Raw genomic sequence first — 17505 nt, forward strand, 5'->3', positions numbered from 1 at the left:
GCCTTTTTTCTGGCGCGTTTCCAGCCGGAAACGCTGTTTCACTCATCTTGCCGGATGCCAAAGCACCAGCATCCAAGCTTAAATCCGAATATCGAGCCCGCCCGATGCGTTGCCCCGGTAAAGCTGTGCCACACGCTCGCTTGCAAGACGCTCAGCCTGGCTGGCATCGGCCTCAGCCGACTGTCCGTCACCGCCCTGCTGCCGCGAGCCATTGTGATCGCTTCCCTCGCCACTGAACGAGAATGAACGCCCCCCCTCATCACGCAGCGAAAATTGCAGACTGCCCTGCTCCGCCTTCAGACCCGCCGCTTCCAGCGCCCGTTCCAGACTGCGCTGGTCACGCATGAACAGGTCGAGGGTTTCCGACTTGTCGACCGTCAGCTTGGCCTTGACCTCGCCATCCTTGGTGACAGTCATCTCCACATCAATGCGGCCGAGTTCAGCCGGGTCGAGACGGATCTGGAACCGGCTCTGGCCCGGCCGGGCCTGCTGCTGCATCTGGGCCGCGACCTGCGCTGCCGCGGCCTGGGCCATCTGTGGCCCCGGCAGGTTGGCGGCCTGCGCCTCGGCCCGGGTCATGGGTGTCGCGCCCCGCGCGCCGAACATCGCATCAGCATCACTGAGGCTCTCGCCGAATTCAGCCGCCGCGGCGGCTGCCTCCATGGCAATGGCCAGTGCCGGAGCCTCCCCCCGCGACGAGCCGGCTGCCGCCTGGCCTGTCAAGCGGGCAGCCGCCTCATTTGAGCCGGCCGAGGCCGCATCGGCACCGGCGGTGCCGCGCAGCGACGAGCCTTGCATAAACTGTCCCTCGGCGGCGGCGGCAAGCCGATTGGCCAGAGGCGAGCGATCTTGCAGCTCAGCCAGATCCGTTGAATCGGGATCAGCAGCCAGAAGACTTGCCTCACTCGCCAGGCCCGAACGGGTGTTGGGCGCGCGGACAGGGGCCACTTTCGCAGCCTGCGTTGCCGCACCAGCAACCAGAACGGGCGCAGGATCCGCAACATCAAGGCCAGGCTCCTGAAGGCTGACCGCCTCGACATCAGCATTGGGACCGGTACTGGCCATGGCGAATTGCAGCAGATCCGGCCCTGAGCCGGCAGGCACCACGGCCGCCTGGGCCGGCGGCACGGTCTGGCTGTTTCCCGACTGGACTGGCTGGGTTGCCTGTGACTGGGCCGGCATGACTTCGGCCTTCAAGGTGAAGGCGCCACCAACGGCCTCGGCGAGCCGGGCGAACAGCGGATTGACGTCAGCAGCGTCTGATGCCTGTGCCTGTGCCTGGACTTGTGCAAGCGCCACTGGCCGGACCGGTTCACGCGGATCGACCGTGCCTTCGGCTGTCGCCCCGGACTTGCCGGTCAGGCGCGCGGGATCAACAGGCTCAGGCGCGGCGAAAAACCGGCTTGTGCCGTCCTTGCCCGGCTCCGGAACCTGGGTTTCCCAGCTGCCGGGCATCGTCGGCACCGGCTTCGCCGTCAGGACCGGCGCCGCCTCGGCCTCGCCTGCAGGCGCCTCTGCGGCGGCAGCGGACTGAGCCGGGGCAGATGTCGGCGTCTCATCCCTGTCACCAGGCTGGGCTACGGGGAATGCCAGCGCTGCAGCCTTGACCGCAGGTTGCGCCATGCCGGGGGCCTGCGCCATGCCAGTGACCTGCGCCGGCATCTGGAGCTGAGGCCCCTGCGGTGCGCTTGCCCCTGTCGTCGGCGCGGAGCCGGACGGCCGGGCATCGGCCGCGACCTGCCCCGGGCCTGCAGGCCCCGCCGCATCGGACCCAGCAGCCCCGAAAGCAGTCTCGCCCGCGGCAACACCGGCCCGAGCTTCCGGCACCAGGGCCAGGGGGGCGGCGGGAACGGGCGGCTGCACCGGCACCGGCGGCATCAGCGCCGCCATGGCGAGGGCCGCCTCCAGACTGGCAGTCTGAACATAGCCAGCTTCAAGATCAGCCATCCCTGGCGAAATCACTTCAGGCGCATCTGGCCCCGCCGCTGCAGCATCCGGCCCACCGGGCACCTTGGCTTGCGCCGGAAGACCGGACGCATTGCCAGCGGAATCCGGGCCAGTGGAACCGGGCAGATCTGCCGCCGTCATGCCTTCCTGCAGCGGCACAGCACCGGCAACAGGCACCGTGGCGCCCGGAAGACCGGCCACCTGCTGCGGCTGAGCGACCGCAGGCAAAACGGCAGCGCCGGACGAAGCGGCAGGATCGACTTCCAGCGCAGCCAGAAGACCGGCAAAGGCGCCGCTGGCCGCATCACCGGACGCAGGATCCGCGACCGCAGCACCGACACCCGCTGCACCCATTTGATCGAACCGGAGCTGAAACGCCTGCACGAGCACCCTCACTTCACCGCCACCGCCACACAACGGCCCGAACATGCCGGGCACGGCGGATTTCACACACGAGTGCCAATGCAATGCCCGCGCCAGTTTTCCTCAGGCTAAAATGCTGTTTTGAATCAAGAAAGTGGCAGAGGCCACCGCACAAGCCGCAGCAATCGCGCGCGGCCCAGCGGCAGAAGTTGCAGGCGCACCCGGCAGAGATTGCCGCCCCGCACCGGGCTGATTTGGCTTTGGCCGCAAGTTTCTGTATAAGCGGCGTGTTTCTCGCAATCGGACCTGCCGGCCCTGACGTGCCTTGCCAAGGGCAAGCCACCCTGGCTGTGCGCCTGTTGCGGGGCGACATTTCATCCCCGACTGGCGGACCTTGACCCCGCCAAGGCGCAAGGATCGACCTCAGATGCTGAATTCCCTCGACCTGCCGCGTGCGCCCAAGGACACGCGTGTGGTTGTCGCCATGTCCGGCGGCGTGGACTCCTCCGTTGTTGCCGGCCTGATGCAGCGCGAAGGCTATGACGTCATCGGCGTCACGCTGCAGCTGTATGACCATGGCGCCGCCGTGCACCGCGCCGGCTCCTGCTGCGCCGGCCAGGACATCCACGATGCCCGCCGCGTTGCCGAACGGCTCGGCATTCCCCATTACGTGCTGGACTACGAGCGCCGCTTCAAGGAAGCCGTGATCGACCGCTTCGCCGACAGCTACATGAACGGCGAGACGCCGGTGCCTTGCGTTGCCTGCAACCAGACCGTCAAGTTCTCCGACCTCCTGGAGACCGCGCGCACGCTGGGTGCCGACGTGCTGGCCACCGGGCACTATGTGCGCTCGGAGCAGGAGGGCGCGCACCGGGCGCTGTACCGGCCGGTCGATCTCGACCGCGACCAGAGCTATTTCCTCTTCGCCACCACGCAGGCGCAGCTCGACTTCCTGCGCTTTCCGCTCGGCGGCATGGCAAAGCCGGCGGTGCGCGCGCTGGCACACGAATTCGGCCTCTCCGTCGCCGACAAGCAGGACAGCCAGGACATCTGCTTCGTGCCGAACGGCAAGTATTCCGACGTGATCCGCAAGCTGCGGCCGGAGGCAGCAGAGCCGGGCGAGATCGTGCATGTGGACGGGCGCGTGCTTGGCCGCCACGACGGCATCATCCATTACACCATCGGCCAGCGCCGCGGCATTGGGGTGGCCACCGGCGAGCCGCTCTATGTGGTGCATCTCGACGCGCCGAACCGCCGCGTGCTCGTCGGCCCGCGCGAGGCGCTCGCCACCCGGACGCTGGAGCTGCGCGATGTCAACTGGCTGGGCGGCACACCGCTTGCCGAGACCATGAGCTGCGACGTCTTCGCCAAGGTGCGCTCGACCCGGCCGCCCACCCCGGCGCGGCTGACGCTGGACAACGGCCAGGCGCGGGTGGACCTCACCGACGGCGAGACCGGCGTCGCCCCCGGCCAGGCCTGCGTGTTCTTCGACAGCGACAGCCCCGGCGCGCGCGTGCTGGGCGGCGGCTGGATCGCCCGCGCCCGGTCGGTCGGCCTCACCGCCGCCCCGGACTTTTCCCGCGCGGAGGTGCGCACCCATGCGGTGGCTGTCACCGCCACGCCCGTTCGCGGCTAAGACCAGCTCGTGATGAGCCTCACTCACCGGGAGTTGGGCCAAGCCCGGGCGGCGGTTGAGCCTTTTCAAGGCGTGCTTGCGTCAGCATCTCAGCGCCTTGGTACAAGCCCCGCCCCGGCACCCGGAACGCCGGGGCGTGGCCCCCTCCTCCTCCCCTGGAGCCGCCCCGGCCCGGCGCGGCGCGGCGACCGGCCAGGCCGGGTCTCGCTCCCCGGCACGTTCATCCACAGCCGGCAAAAAACTCTGATGCGGGAGGCCGCAAGTCCGCTTGACAGGCCGCCCCGCTCCTTTCTATAAGCACGCCACATCCGGCGTCGCACAAGACGCCGGTCCATCCGACCCCGGCACATTGGCCATGCAAAGCCAACACGCCCGGACCTCGGACCGGATGGCGGAGTAGCTCAGTTGGTTAGAGCAGCGGAATCATAATCCGCGTGTCGGGGGTTCGAGTCCCTCCTCCGCTACCATTTTGGAATATTTCTTGCGTTTCTTAAACTCAATATAGTAGTAGCTGATTAAGAAACCGATGTTCACTTGAGCACCCGAATTCTCACTATATAGACCAATCAAATTTGTCGAAGTTCGATGAGAATCGAAAGTTAGATTCCTCTATTAATGCAGTGTATTCAGATTTTTGTTGATCATCATTTGGTAAGTTAATTGAAAGCCTGCCGCACATTATTTTCAACGGCTCATCGAGATCAGAATCCAGACTAACAAGGAAATCTCTCAGTTGCTTTATATGGTATAATATATACCAACACCCCTCATTGCTCAGAAATGAGGCGGCCTCCTCGCGGAAAAAATGATGTGCAAAATAGTCGCGCCGTTTTTTAGCTTCAAATAAACGATGGCGCATTGTCGAAAATTCCCCAATATCCGCAACACTTTTCACCATGTGTCCAAGTGTCATTTTTCTCGCGCGTTCAAAACCGAAATCGTGCGCTGCTTCCCATTCCTGCTGGGAAGCTATCTCACCCGCTTCCAATGCTGTGCCGACGTGATGGAAGGTCAGCACATTGATCAATGAATGCTCGACAAGCGAGAACTTAAAAAACAAAAGTCCGAAATGTGCGTATATTTCCTTCGATAGATTCACCTCTGGACCCGAAAGCTCTGGAAAATCCGAAATTAACTCAGTCATTTGCTCAGACGTTATCATAAGAATTGCCCTCAGATATCGCTCGAAGAAGCAGATAATACAGTACTAGTTTTTCACTACTATCCCCTCACAGATCAAGCAACATCCGCGCCGTCGCGACGGGCAGGAACATGCGCAGCGGATTTGATGGCAAGGGTTGGAAGCCGTAGCCGGCGTAGAGCTTGCTCCGCCGGGTGACAAGGTCGGCGTTGCCGTCGTCAAGGACATCAAGGATCACGACAGCAATGCCGATGTGATCGGCGGCAAGGACAATGCGGCGCAGCGCATCGGCCAAGAGGTCGCCGCCAAACCCTTGACCCGAGAAGCGTTGGTCCACCCCGATCATGGCCAGAAATGCTGCGGGGATGAAGCCATGCGCCGGACGGGTTCGGGCAAACCGGGGCGGCAGTTCGCCATAGTCAATCGTGTGGGCATTGAGCGCATAGAAGCCGATCAGGTCGGCGTCGGGCGAGGTCATGACATAGACGCGCGTATTGTCCGCCTTCGCCAGCTTGTTGGCCTTCCGCCTGAAGAAATTGTCGACCTGCGCGACGCCGCAGCTAAAGCCTGCACGGTCGTGCTTCTCCGGATCGAACAGCTCGACAAGATAATGCCGGGACGCGCTGTCATTCACTTCGACAGGACGCGCGACTTGTGGCGGGCAAAGGCGCGCTTGAGCTGTTCGGTGGGCTGTGCCGGATTGTCCAGGGCCTCGAAGAAGACGGCATGATCGGCGGCGGCGAGGCTTGTGCGCTCATGCGCGGCAATGGTTGCCAGTGCGGACTGATAGGCCGCGTTCATCGTGAACACGCTGTCATCGACGCCACTGAGCGCGGCCGCCCGCTGGATCGTCTGCTTGATATGCGGCGTGACGTCGAGCGTCATTGGCTCGCTTGCGCGCGCGTCAATGTCCTTGGGCGTGTCGTCCGATGCGGACATGGCCGTTGCCTAACTGTGAAACTGCCCAAATTGTACACCGCGAAGCCGCAGAGGCGTACTCCTTCCGAGACACAAACAATATCCCACAGTTGAGCCACGGCTTTTCCCTCACACCCCGAACCGGTCACGCAAACGGTAGAGCAACACGGACGGGGTGAGGAACCAGGGGGTGCCGGTGTAGAGGGGGCGGGTGGGGAACGGAAGGCGTTCGAAGGCGGACGGGGTGGTTTCGCGGCCGGCGGCCTTGCGGCCCATGCGCATGCCGAGGTAGCTGGCCATGCCGACGCCGGCCCCGCAATAGCCCATGGCGTGATAGAGGCCTTTGTCTTCCCCGCAATGGGCGAGCGTGTTGAACGTGTAGCCGACAAAGCCCATCCAGGCGTAGCTGATGCGGTAGGGCTCAAGCTCCGGGAACAGGGCGACAAGGTCGCGGTGCAGGGTGACGGCGCTGATGCGCGGGTCGGTCTCGCTGAGGGACACGCGGCCGCCGAAGAGAACGCGGCGGCGGTCCGGCGACAGGCGGTAGTAATAGACGAGCTTGCGCGTGTCGGAGAGGATGCGGTCGGTCGGGAACAGGCGGTCGACGAGGGCCTGCGGCAATTCCTCGGTGGCGATGATGTAGGAGCCGATCGGGATGATGCGGCGCTGGTGATGCGGGGACAGCGGCCCGGAATAGCCGTTGGTGGCAAGGATGACCTTGCCGGCGCGGATGGTGCCGGCGGGCGTTGTCACGGCAAAGCCGCTGCCCTGCCGCTCCAGCCGCGTTGCCGGGCAATGGCTTTTGACAAGGGCGCCGGCGGCCAGCACACGGGCAAGCAGGGCCGGATGGTACCGGCCGACATCGATGCTGCAATGGCGCGGAAAGATCATGCCGCCGTGATAGGCGGCGGTGCCCAGCTCCCGCGCCATCTCGGCCTTCGGCACCATATAGGCACCGGTTTTCCAGACCGGATGGCCCGCGGCACAGTCACGCGCGAGGCTGTCATAGAGATGCGGCTTGTGCGCGCCGTGAAAGCGGCCGACCTCGGCAAAGCCGCAGTCGAGCGCCTCATCGCGTACCAGCGCATGCATGTAATCGAGAGATGACTGGCCTTCCTCCAGAATGGCACGGGCGATGTCCGGGCCATGCTTGCGGGAGAGCGCGGCAAAGGACGGCTTGACGCTGGTCGAGACCTGTCCGCCGTTGCGCGTGCTGCAGCCCCAGCCGGCGGATTCCGCGTCCAGCACCAGCGTCGACAGCCCTTCCCGGCTGGTCTGCAGCGCGGCGTTGAGCCCGGTGTAGCCGGCGCCGATGATGACCACATCGGCTTCGGGCGGCAGCGGCGTCAGGCTGAGGTCGGGACCGGTGTCCTTGCCGGGACCAGAATGCCACCAATAGGGCTCTGGCTTGAAGTCGGGGGCGAACAGGGCATCGGTTGCAGCCATGGCTGGGGTCATGGGTGGCCTTCAGCTTGCGCGGTGATCGAAGAGGACAAGGTCTGCCCCCTTCTCGCCAACCATGATGGTGGGCGCGTTGGTGTTGCCCGAGGTGACCGTCGGAAAGATCGAGGCATCGATGACGCGCAAGGCCTCGACCCCATAGACCCGCAGCCGGTTGTCGACCACGTCCACGTCCGGATCGGGCCCCATGCGGCAGGTGCTGACCGGGTGGAACACGGTGGAGCAGCGGGCGCGCACATCGGCCAGCATGTCGAGATCGCTCTCGACCTTGGCCCCCGGCACGATTTCCGTCTCGATCACGGAATGCATGGCCGGTGAGGCAGCAATCTGGCGCATCAGGCGGCAGCCCTCGACCATCTCCACCTGATCCTGCACGGTGGCGAGAGAGTTGGGGTGGATTTCCGGCGCGTCCATCGGGTCGTTGGACCTGAGGCCAATAGACCCGCGGCTGGTTGGCCGCGTCGGCTGGAAGCCGAGCAGGAAACCGGAAAACGGATCCGGATTCATCAGCGGCCGCTTGCCCTTCGGCGCCTTGGTGTAGCTGACCGGCGAGAAGTAGAGCTGCATGTTGGGCCGGGCGGCTTCCGGCGAGGACCGGACAAAGCCGCCAGCCTGGTTGACGCTGAGCGACAGCGGACCGCGCCGTGTCAGGACGTAGCGCAGGCCCTGCCACAGCTTGCCCCACCAGGGGTGGAGCTGGTCGTTGAGGGTCGGCACCCTGGAGCGGTAGAGATAGTCCAGCCCGAGATGGTCCTGCAGGTTGCGGCCAACGCCCTTGCGCTCGACCCGGACCTCGAGGCCCTTTGCCCGCAGGCTGTCGCCCGCGCCGATGCCGGAGAGCAGCAACAGCTGCGGCGAGTTCACCGCGCCGGCGCTGAGGATGACCTCGCGCCGGGCGTTGACGCGCAGTTCCTCCGCCCCCCGGCGGAAGGTCACGCCGACCGCACGCCGGCCCTCAAGCTCGACCCGCGTGGCATGGGCATGGGTGAGGACGGTGACATTGGACCGCCGGCGCGCCCGCGCCAGATAGGCCCTGGCCGTCGACATGCGAAAGCCGCCCTTGGCCGTGATCTGATAGAGGCCAACGCCTTCCTGCGAGGCACCGTTGAAGTCCGGGTTGCGGCGGAAGCCGGCCTGTTCGCAGCCCGAAAGAAACACGTCGCAGAGCGGATGCAGATCGCGCGCGGGGGTCATGACATGCAAGGGGCCCTGGTCACCGCGATAGGCATCGCCTCCGGCGGCATTGGTCTCGCTGCGCTTGAAATAGGGCAGCACATCGTCCCAGCCCCAGCCGGGGTTGCCCATGGCGGCCCAGTCGTTGAAGTCGTCATGCTGGCCGCGGATATACACCATGGCATTGATCGAGCTGGAGCCGCCGAGCACCTTGCCGCGCGGCCAGTAGCCGGTGCGGCCATCGAGGCCGGGATCGGGTTCGGTGCGGTACATCCAGTTGATCGCGGGATTGTAGAAGGCCTTGCCGTAGCCGATCGGCATCCAGATCCAGAAGTTGAGGTCCGAGCCGCCCGCCTCGAGCACGCAGACGGAAAAGCGGCCGCTTTCCGACAGCCGGTCGGCCAGCACGGCTCCGGCAGAGCCGGCCCCCACGATGATGAAGTCGAACTCTTGCATGATGGCCTATCGCGCCGTCTTGTCGCGTTGAACGAGGATGGAAACCAGCGCCAGCAGTCCCGATCCGAGCATCAGGAAGACCGACACCGCATTGAGGACCGGCGTCGAGCCGACCTTGGCCATGCGGTCGTACATGGTGATCGTCAGCGGAGCGTCGGAACCCACCAGGAACAGGGTCGTGTTGAAATTCTCGAACGACACCAGGAAGGCGACGATGCCGGAGGCGATCATGGCCGGCCGCAGGAACGGCAGCGTGATCGTGGCCAGCACCCGGAGCCGGCTTGCACCGAGGTTGAGCGCAGCCTCCTCCAGCGCACCGTCGAATTTCTTCAGCCGCGCGGTGATCACCAGCGAGGTGATGGTGGTGATGAAGGAGAACTGGCCAAGCACCACCAGGAACAGCCCGGGCCTCAAAAAGCTCAACTCCATGCCCAGCGCGCCTTCGAGAGCATTGGCCGTGTCGCTGGCCAGAACGAGGATCGAGATGCCCAGGATGACGCCCGGAATGACCAGCGGAACGACCATGAGGATGTAGAAGAAGTTCTTCGCCGGAAAATCACCGCGCACGAACAGGAAAGCATTGGTCGTGCCGAAGGCCACCGACAGGACCGCCACGCAGGAGGCGATGACGAACGAGTAATAGAGGCCGCTGAGCAGCCGCCGGTCATAGAACATGCCGCGCTTGGGCTCGGTCGGGTTGAAGAACCAGTCGAGGGTGAAGCCTTGCCAGGGCAAGGCCGGGAACAGGCTGTCGTTGAAGGCAAAGGCGGCAGCGGCCACCAGGGGCGCGGCGAGAAACAGGAAGAAGACCGCGACATAGAGCCGGTAGCCGAGAAGGAAGGGCGTGAGCCGATTGGTGCGGAGCATCCTGCCTCTCCCTCAGCTTCTGGCAACAGTGTTGGCCAGGGTCTGGCCGCTGAGCTTGAGACCCAGCCAGATGACGAGCGAGGTGAACAGCAGCAACAGTATGCCGAAGGCAGCCCCCGCCTCCCAGTTGAAGCGGGTGATGAACTGATTGTAGATCTGTTCGGTGAACCAGCTGGAGTTCTTGCCACCGAGAAGGATCGGCGTGAGATAGGACCCGGCCGTCAGCATGAAGACGACGATGCAGCCCGAGACAATGCCGGGCATGGCATAGGGGATGATGATCCGCCGCAGCACCGTGAAGCCGTTGCCGCCCAGATTGTAGCCGGCCTCGATCATGGCGTTGTCCATGCCATCGAGCGTCGAGACCAGCGGCACGATCATGAACAGCATGACGGTGTAGACGAGGCCGACGACGACGGTGACGTCGTTGTAGAGAAACTCGACCGGGCCGCTGACGACGCCGGTCCACTGCAGGAAAGAGGACAGCACCCCGGTTTCGCGCAGCAGCAGGATCCAGCCGAAGGCGCGAATGAGATCACTGACCCAGAGCGGCACCAGGCACAGGAGGAACAGCGCGCCGCGGGTGCGATTGCCGGCAAGCTTGGCGATGTAATAGGCAATCGGGAAGCCGATGAGCAGCGCCAGAGCCGTGACCAGCAGCGACATGGAGCCGGTGCGCAGCAGCGTGTTCCAGTAGATCGGCTCCTGCAGGAAGTCGATGTAATGGCCGAAGCCGAACTCATAGACGCGCGGAGCAACCTTCTCGCGCAGGGACAGGCGGATCATGCCGATATGCGGCAGAATGATCAGCAGGCTGATCCACAGCGCAAAGGGCGTGAACAGCAGGATCAGCACCAGGCGCTTGAAATCCTTCTGCAGCATCAGCCGGCCCCTCCGCCGGCAAAGCACATGGCGTGACGGGCCGACCAGAGCAGCGTGACAGCCTCGCCCGGACGGACATCATTGTCGCCGGTCAGCGTGATGTCGGCCTCGATCAGTTCGCCATGGTCGCTGCGCACCAGAACGCGGCTGTTGGCGCCGTTGAACAGAAGGCTTTCGACGCTCCCGTCCATCCGGTTTTCGTCCGGCGCGTTTGCTGCAGGTCCTGCGGACTTGCGGTGCGTGCGGATGAACTCGGGCCGGACGAAGATCTCGACCGCATCCCCATCGCGAACGCTCTGGCCACCGGCTGCGGTGAAGGCCATCTGCAATCCTTGCAGGGTCTCGACCTTCCCGCCGGTGCCGTCGCTCACCCGCACCTTGCCGGACCAGCGGTTGCTGTCGCCGACGAAGCCGGCAACGAAGGCCGTCTTCGGATGGTGGTACAGCTCCTGCGGCGCGCCGATCTGCTCGAAGCGGCCCTGGTTCATGATCGCGACCCGGTCGGACATGACGAGGGCTTCGGACTGGTCGTGGGTGATGTAGATGAAGGTGGTGTTGAACTGGTGCTGCAGCAGCTTCAGCTCGATCTTCATGGCCTCGCGCAGCTTCAGGTCGAGCGCGCCGAGGGGTTCATCGAGCAGCAGCACATCCGGATCCAGCACCATGCAGCGCGCAATGGCGATGCGCTGCTTCTGACCGCCGGAAAGCTGGTGGATTTCCCGCTCCGCCACGTCCGGCAGGGCGATGCGCTCCAGCACATCGTGGACCTTGCGCCGGATTTCAGCATTGGCAACGCCCTTGCAGCGCAGGCCATAGGCGATGTTTTCGAAGACATTCATCATCGGGAACAGCGCCAGATGCTGGAACACCATCTTGACGTTGCGCCGGTTCGGCGGCGTGCCCAGCACCGAATGGCCCTTGATGCGGATGTCGCCGCTGGTCGGCTCCTCGAACCCGGCAATCATGCGCATCAGGGTCGTCTTGCCGCAGCCGGACGGCCCGAGAATGGAAAAAAACGAGCCACTGGGAATTTCGAAGGAAATGTCCTTCACCGCGCGAAAGGCGCCGAAAGACTTGGCAATGTCAGTGCATTCGAGATCAGGAACCTGGGACATCGTCATATGGCAAGCCGCGCGAGAAGGAACTGAAGGGACAGCAAGAAACAGGCTGCCGCGATCACGCGCCACGCGTCAGGGAGGCGGGGCGGAAAAAAGATGCAGCTGCGCACAGGGGACGCGCGCAGCTGCAGACCATGCCCACGATCAGCCGCCGGTGGCAGCCTTGATCTTTTCCAGGGTCTTGCCTTCCATGTCTTCCACGCCCGACGGGATGTTGGCGAAGAACTTCAGGTTGGCGATGTCGGCATCGGTAAAGGACGCGTTGACGGCGGCCTTCTTGTCCTCAGGCAGCAGATCCTTGCCGCCCTTGACCGCTGCGATGGCGCCGGTGCTGGCGGACATGAGGGTCACGTTCTCAGGACGCAGGACGAAGTTGATCCACTTGTAAGCCACATCATCCGCCGCACCCTTTGCCGGAATGGCGAAGGTGTCGATCCAGGCCAGGGCGCCGGTGGCCGGCGGCACGAAGACGATGTTCTTGTTCTGGTCGTAGAGCTTGAACGCGGTGGAGTCCCAGGTCTCGGACGCGACGATTTCACCCGACAGCATCATGGCGCTGAGGTCATCGCCCGAGTTCCAGTAGGCCTTGATGTTGTCCTTGCAGGCGATGAGCTTGTCGGCAACCTTGTCGAGAATGGTCTGGTACTTGGCCAAGTCCGCATAGGCCGCGAACGGATCCTCGCCCATGGCGAAGGCCGTGCCGAGCAGGATCGTGCGACGCAGGCGCATCGACGTCTTGCCCTTGTACTGCGGGTCGCAGAGATCGCCCCAGCCCTTGATGTTCGGCGCCTTGGACGTGTCGGCCATCAGGCCAGAGGTGCCCCACTGGTGCGGCACGGCATAGACCTGGCCTTCGATCGTGGTGTTGGCCTTCACGCCATCAAGGAGCGAGGCTTCCATCACGCCGGTATCGATCTTCGACAGGTCGAGCGGCTTGTAGATGCCGTATTCCAGCTGCGCGGCGTAGATGCGGTCGTGGCTGGGCTGGGCAAGGTCAAAGCCTGAGCCACCGGTGGCGCGCAGCTTGGCAATCATTTCCTCATTGTTCGAAAAGGTGACCTCGACCTTGACGCCCGGATTTTCGGCTTCGAACTTCTGGATCAGCTCATCGGGAGCATAGGAGCCCCAGGTGAGAATCCGCAGCGTTTCGGCATTGGCACCACTCACGCCGGCCAGCATCGTGGCCGCCAGCAAACCTGCAAGCATTGTTCTGGTATGCATTGTTTCCTCCCTTCAATGCAACAGACGCACTCTCGGCTGTCTCGATCAAAAGCCTAAGGGTCGATTGGTCTGCAAAATATATCCATTGCAGATATTCTTGCAGTCCACTTCTGGCACCGCATCAGCGCAGCAGTCGGTCCAGTGTGTCCAGACCCTTGCGGATGTCATCGGGGGCGGCGCAGCCAAAGCCGAAGACCAGACCACGTTCGGCGATGGGGGCGACCGTGTAGCGGCCAAGGCCGGCAATCACGATCCCGGCCTGCCGCGCCTTCTCGACAATGTCTGCCTCTTCCAGCCCGGGCGCAAGCATGCCGACGGCGTGGAAGCCGCTCTGGGTCGGCTGCAGGTCGATGCGCCCGGACAGGCGCCGGGCCGCGGAAATCAGCAGATCATGCCGATCCTTGTAGATCTGCCGCATGGTGCGGATATGCGTGGCAAACATGCCCTCGTCCATGAATTCGGCAACGATGGCCTGCGTCACGGTCGGGACACCGCTGAGCCAGGTCTGACTGATGCGCTGAAAGCTCTCGACCAGCCCGTCCGGCACCAGGGCATAGCCAAGCCGGAGCGAGGGAAACAGCGACTTGGAGAAGGTGCCGACGTAGATGACCCGGCCGTGGGTATCGATGCTCTTGAGGGTCGGTGGCGGCTGGTCACCGTAATAGAACTCACCATCGTAATCGTCCTCGACGATCATGGCATCGGCTTCACTGGCCGCCTTCAGGAGCGCCAGCCGGCGCGGCAGGCTCATCACATGGCCAAGTGGCTGCTGATGCGACGGGGTCACGAAGGCGAGCCGGAAATGCGGTGCCTTGGCAAGACCATCCTGGACGCAGAGCCCCTCCTGATCGACCGCCACCGGAATGGGGATGGCACCGATGGCAACGAAGGCATTGCGTGCGCCAATCGCACCGGGATTTTCGAACCACATCGGCTCACCCGGATTGACCAGCATGCCGCCGATCAACGAGAAGGCCCGCTGCGCACCATTGGTGATGAAGATCTGCTCCGGTGCGCATTTGATCCCGCGCGAGGCGTTGAGCTGGCGCGCAATGGCAGCCCGCAAGGGGGCATAGCCGAAGGGCTCGCCATAGCCCATGATGTCGTCCCGGTCCTTGCGCCAGTGGCGGGCCGAGAGCTTGGCCCATTGCGCCATCGGAAAGGCATCGAGCGCTGGCAGCGCCGTTGTGAAGGCCTGGGACTTATGCGGCAGGCGCGTGCGCCGGACGAATTCCGGGATGGCATGGCGCGTGGCGTGGGACAGGCGCGGAATGGCCTTGATCGCCGTGTCGCCGGCCGGCAGCGGTTTCGGCTCCAGACGCCCGGTCAGCGCCTCGCTGACATAGGTGCCGGACCCGACCCGCGCCTCCAGCAGCCCCTCCGACACCAGCCGCTCGACGGCATCGATCACCGTGGTGCGGGAGACGCCGATCTCCTCGGCGAGGGTTCGCGTTGCCGGCAGGCGCTCGCCCGGCGCAAGGCCACCGTTGAGCAGCAAATCACGCAGCGCCATGTAAAGCTGGATCGAGATCTTCTTCTCGGCCCCCTTGTCGATCTTGATCGACGACAGCACCGCCCCGGCATGACGCTTCATGGCTCGCCTCCAAATTGGTATGCGATTTTGCCCAAAGCGGACCTTATATCAAGACCAATTCCGGATAGGCTCGTGATCGAAGCATCAAGGCCGCCCCCAGGCCAAAGCCCGTCGAGAGTTGACCCCATGAAAATCAAGGCGATCGAAACGTTCACCAACGAATTCGTCTGCTTCGTCCGCGTGACATCCGAGACCGGCGCCCAGGGATGGGGCCAGGTCGCGCCCTATTACGCCGATATCACGGCACAGGTGGTGCATCGGCAGGTCGCCCCTTACGCGCTGGGCCAGGACGCCTTCGACATCGCCCATCTGATGCAGATCATCCCGGAGCGGGAGCACAAGTTCCCCGGCTCTTACCTGCGCCGGGCAATGGGCGGGCTCGACACGGCGCTTTATGACCTGCGCGGCAAGCTGGAGGGCAAGCCGGTCTGCGAATTGCTTGGCGGCACGCCTGGCAAGATACGGGCCTATGCCTCGTCAATGAAGCGGGACATCACGCCTCAAGCTGAGGCCAAGCGCCTGAAGAAGCTGCAGGATCAGTTCGGCTTTGATGCCTTCAAGTTCCGCATCGGGTCGGAGTGCGGCCATGACCGCGACGAGTGGCCTGGCCGGACCGAGGAGATCGTGCCGCTCATCCGCAAGACCTTCGCCGACGATACCAGCCTGCTGGTGGACGCCAACTCCTGCTACTCGCCCGCCAAGGCCATCGAGATCGGCCGGTTCCTGGAAGACAATGGCATCTCGCATTACGAGGAGCCCTGCCCCTACTGGCATTATGACCAGACGCGGCAGGTCACCGAGGCGCTGGATATTGATGTCACCGGTGGCGAGCAGGACTGTTCTCTGGTCGACTGGCAGCGGATGATCGATGGCCGGGTGGTCGACATCATCCAGCCGGACGTGTGCTATCTTGGCGGCATGTGGCGGACCATGAAAGTGGCCGAGATGGCCCATGCCGCCGGCATCCCCTGCACGCCGCATGCGGCGAACTGGTCGCTGGTGACGCTGTTCACCATGCATCTGCTGCGCGCCATCCCGAACCCCGGGAAGTATCTCGAATTCTCGATCGAGGAAGCGGACTATTACCCGTGGCAGTACGGCCTGTTCTCCAACTCGCCCTATGACATTGTCGATGGCCATGCCACCGTGACGGACGCGCCCGGCTGGGGCATCGAGATCAATCCGGACTGGCTGGCGCGCTCCAGCTACCGGATCAGCGAACTGGGAGCGAAGTGATGTCTGGCTTGGAGGCACTGGCCAACGAGGTCCTGCGCAGCGGAACGCTGGCCGGACTGCCGACGGGACATTTCATCGATGGCCACTTCACCGCGCCCTTCGCCGGGCGGATGATGGAAAGCTTCGACCCGGGCCGGGGCGAGGCTTTTGCCGAATTTGCAGCGGGCACCGAGGCGGACGCCAATCAGGCGGTGGCGACCGCGGCCAGGGCCTTTCCGGGCTGGCGCGACACAGTGCCGGCTGCGCGCGGACGCATCCTGCAGCGGGCCTCGCAGCTGATCCTGCAACACCTCGACCGTCTCGCCGTGACCGAAAGCCTCGACAGCGGCAAGCCGCTGCAGGAGGCCATCGGCGATGTGCGCGGCGCCGCGCGCACCTTCGAGTACTACGCCGGCGCCTGCGACAAGCTGCAGGGCGACAGCTTTCCGCTCGGGCCTGACTATCTGGGCTATTCGGTCCACGAGCCGGTGGGTGTGACCGCGCATGTCATTCCCTGGAACTATCCGCTCTCGACAGCGGCCCGGGGCATCGCTCCAGCGCTGGCCGCCGGCTGCACCGTTGTCGCCAAGCCGGCAGAGCAGACGCCTTTCACTGCGCTGCTGCTGGCGGAGATCCTGCACGAGGCCGGAGTTCCCGCCGGCGTTTGCAATGTCATCACCGGAACGGGCGGCGAAATCGGGGCCGCACTGACGCGCCACCCGGACATCAATCACATCACCTTCACCGGTTCGGTGCCCACGGGCCAGACGGTGATGCGGACGGCCGCCGAGCATGTGACGCGTGTGGTTCTGGAACTGGGCGGCAAGTCGCCAGTGATCGTGCTGGACGATGCCGACCGGGACCTGGCGCTGGCCAATGTCATGGGCGCGATCTTCGAAAATGCCGGGCAGATCTGTTCGGCAGGCTCACGGCTGGTGATCCAGCGCGGCATCCACGCCGGATTTGTCGAGGATCTGGTGCGACGGGCGAGGGCCCTGCGCCTTGGCCACGGCTTGCGACGGCCAGACATGGGACCGGTGAATTCGGCCGCGCATCTTGGCAAGATCGCCGGGTTCGTTGACCGCGCCCGCGCTGCCGGGCTGGAGATTGCAACAGGCGGGGAAACGGCCACGGACCCGGAAACGGCCAAGGGCTGGTTCTACACGCCGACGATCATCGACCGGGCCAGGCCGCACGACGAAGTGGTGCGCGAGGAGATCTTCGGCCCGGTGCTGACGGTACAGGTGGCCGAAGATGAGGAGCATGCCCTGGCGCTGGCCAATGACTGCCAGTATGGCCTCGTCGCCGGCGTGTTCACGCGCGACTTTGCCAAGGCGAACCGGCTCGCGCGCCGGATCGATGCCGGGCAGATCTACATCAACGAGTATTTCGCCGGCGGCATAGAAGTGCCCTTCGGCGGCACAAAACGCTCCGGATTCGGCCGCGAAAAGGGCCTTGAAGGGCTCCTGTCCTACTGCCGCACCCGCAGCATCGCCGCGCGGATCGGGTGAAC

Annotated in this window: 14 protein-coding genes and 1 tRNA gene; 4 read left to right on the forward strand and 11 right to left on the reverse strand. The window is 64.3% G+C overall.

Annotation, left to right across the window (positions count from 1 at the left end):
* Positions 1-78: 78 nt before the first annotated feature.
* Positions 79-2301: a flagellar hook-length control protein FliK gene (locus tag C8348_RS15685; protein WP_157950444.1), complete on the reverse strand. Its 2223-nt coding sequence runs from the start codon at positions 2299-2301 to the stop codon at positions 79-81.
* A 436-nt stretch (positions 2302-2737) separates the two neighbouring features.
* Here C8348_RS15685 and mnmA point away from each other — a divergent pair, with 436 nt between their 5' ends.
* Complete coding sequence (gene mnmA, locus C8348_RS15690; RefSeq protein WP_106754313.1) at positions 2738-3946, forward strand: tRNA 2-thiouridine(34) synthase MnmA; 1209 nt, start codon at positions 2738-2740, stop codon at positions 3944-3946.
* 390 nt (positions 3947-4336) lie between these two features.
* A tRNA-Met gene (locus C8348_RS15695) sits at positions 4337-4413 on the forward strand.
* A gap of 86 nt (positions 4414-4499) precedes the next feature.
* Here the strand turns inward: C8348_RS15695 and C8348_RS21995 are convergent.
* From C8348_RS21995 to pdxR, 10 genes are all read right to left on the reverse strand, one after another.
* Positions 4500-5090, reverse strand: coding sequence for a hypothetical protein (locus C8348_RS21995; protein WP_157950445.1), 591 nt, complete (start codon positions 5088-5090; stop codon positions 4500-4502).
* Between the two features lie 85 nt (positions 5091-5175).
* A complete protein-coding gene (locus C8348_RS15700) occupies positions 5176-5721 on the reverse strand; it encodes an N-acetyltransferase (protein WP_106754314.1) in 546 nt (181 codons plus the stop codon).
* Entirely contained in the window at positions 5718-6026 is a 309-nt protein-coding gene (locus C8348_RS15705; protein ID WP_106754315.1) for a type II toxin-antitoxin system TacA family antitoxin, read from the reverse strand. Before C8348_RS15705 ends, C8348_RS15700 begins: the two co-directional genes overlap by 4 nt.
* 108 nt (positions 6027-6134) lie before the next feature.
* Positions 6135-7463 carry an NAD(P)/FAD-dependent oxidoreductase gene (locus C8348_RS15710; protein WP_244294033.1) on the reverse strand — a complete coding sequence of 443 codons (1329 nt, stop codon included), beginning with the start codon at positions 7461-7463 and terminating at the stop codon, positions 6135-6137.
* 9 nt (positions 7464-7472) lie between these two features.
* Positions 7473-9095, reverse strand: coding sequence for a GMC family oxidoreductase (locus C8348_RS15715; RefSeq protein ID WP_106754317.1), 1623 nt, complete (start codon positions 9093-9095; stop codon positions 7473-7475).
* A 6-nt stretch (positions 9096-9101) separates the two neighbouring features.
* On the reverse strand, positions 9102-9962 hold the full coding sequence (locus tag C8348_RS15720; protein WP_106754318.1) for an ABC transporter permease: 861 nt from the start codon (positions 9960-9962) through the stop codon (positions 9102-9104).
* Positions 9963-9974: 12 nt separating this feature from the next.
* Complete coding sequence (locus tag C8348_RS15725) at positions 9975-10844, reverse strand: ABC transporter permease (protein WP_106754319.1); 870 nt, start codon at positions 10842-10844, stop codon at positions 9975-9977.
* Entirely contained in the window at positions 10844-11965 is a 1122-nt protein-coding gene (locus C8348_RS15730) for an ABC transporter ATP-binding protein (protein ID WP_106754320.1), read from the reverse strand. Before C8348_RS15730 ends, C8348_RS15725 begins: the two co-directional genes overlap by 1 nt.
* Before the next feature lie 141 nt (positions 11966-12106).
* Positions 12107-13183 carry an extracellular solute-binding protein gene (locus C8348_RS15735; protein ID WP_106754321.1) on the reverse strand — a complete coding sequence of 359 codons (1077 nt, stop codon included), beginning with the start codon at positions 13181-13183 and terminating at the stop codon, positions 12107-12109.
* A gap of 121 nt (positions 13184-13304) precedes the next feature.
* Complete coding sequence (gene pdxR / locus C8348_RS15740) at positions 13305-14777, reverse strand: MocR-like pyridoxine biosynthesis transcription factor PdxR (protein ID WP_106754322.1); 1473 nt, start codon at positions 14775-14777, stop codon at positions 13305-13307.
* Positions 14778-14903: 126 nt separating this feature from the next.
* Between pdxR and C8348_RS15745 the strand changes: the two genes are divergently transcribed.
* Together C8348_RS15745 and C8348_RS15750 are read left to right on the forward strand one after the other, a co-directional pair.
* Positions 14904-16013 (forward strand): mandelate racemase/muconate lactonizing enzyme family protein, encoded by a 1110-nt coding sequence (locus C8348_RS15745; protein ID WP_106754323.1) that lies wholly within the window; start codon positions 14904-14906, stop codon positions 16011-16013.
* Complete coding sequence (locus C8348_RS15750; protein ID WP_106754324.1) at positions 16013-17503, forward strand: aldehyde dehydrogenase family protein; 1491 nt, start codon at positions 16013-16015, stop codon at positions 17501-17503. The genes C8348_RS15745 and C8348_RS15750 overlap by 1 nt, the downstream gene beginning before the upstream one ends.
* The last annotated feature ends 2 nt before the right edge of the window (positions 17504-17505 follow it).

This window comes from Pannonibacter carbonis (genome assembly GCF_003012935.1).
Lineage (GTDB): Bacteria > Pseudomonadota > Alphaproteobacteria > Rhizobiales > Stappiaceae > Pannonibacter > Pannonibacter carbonis.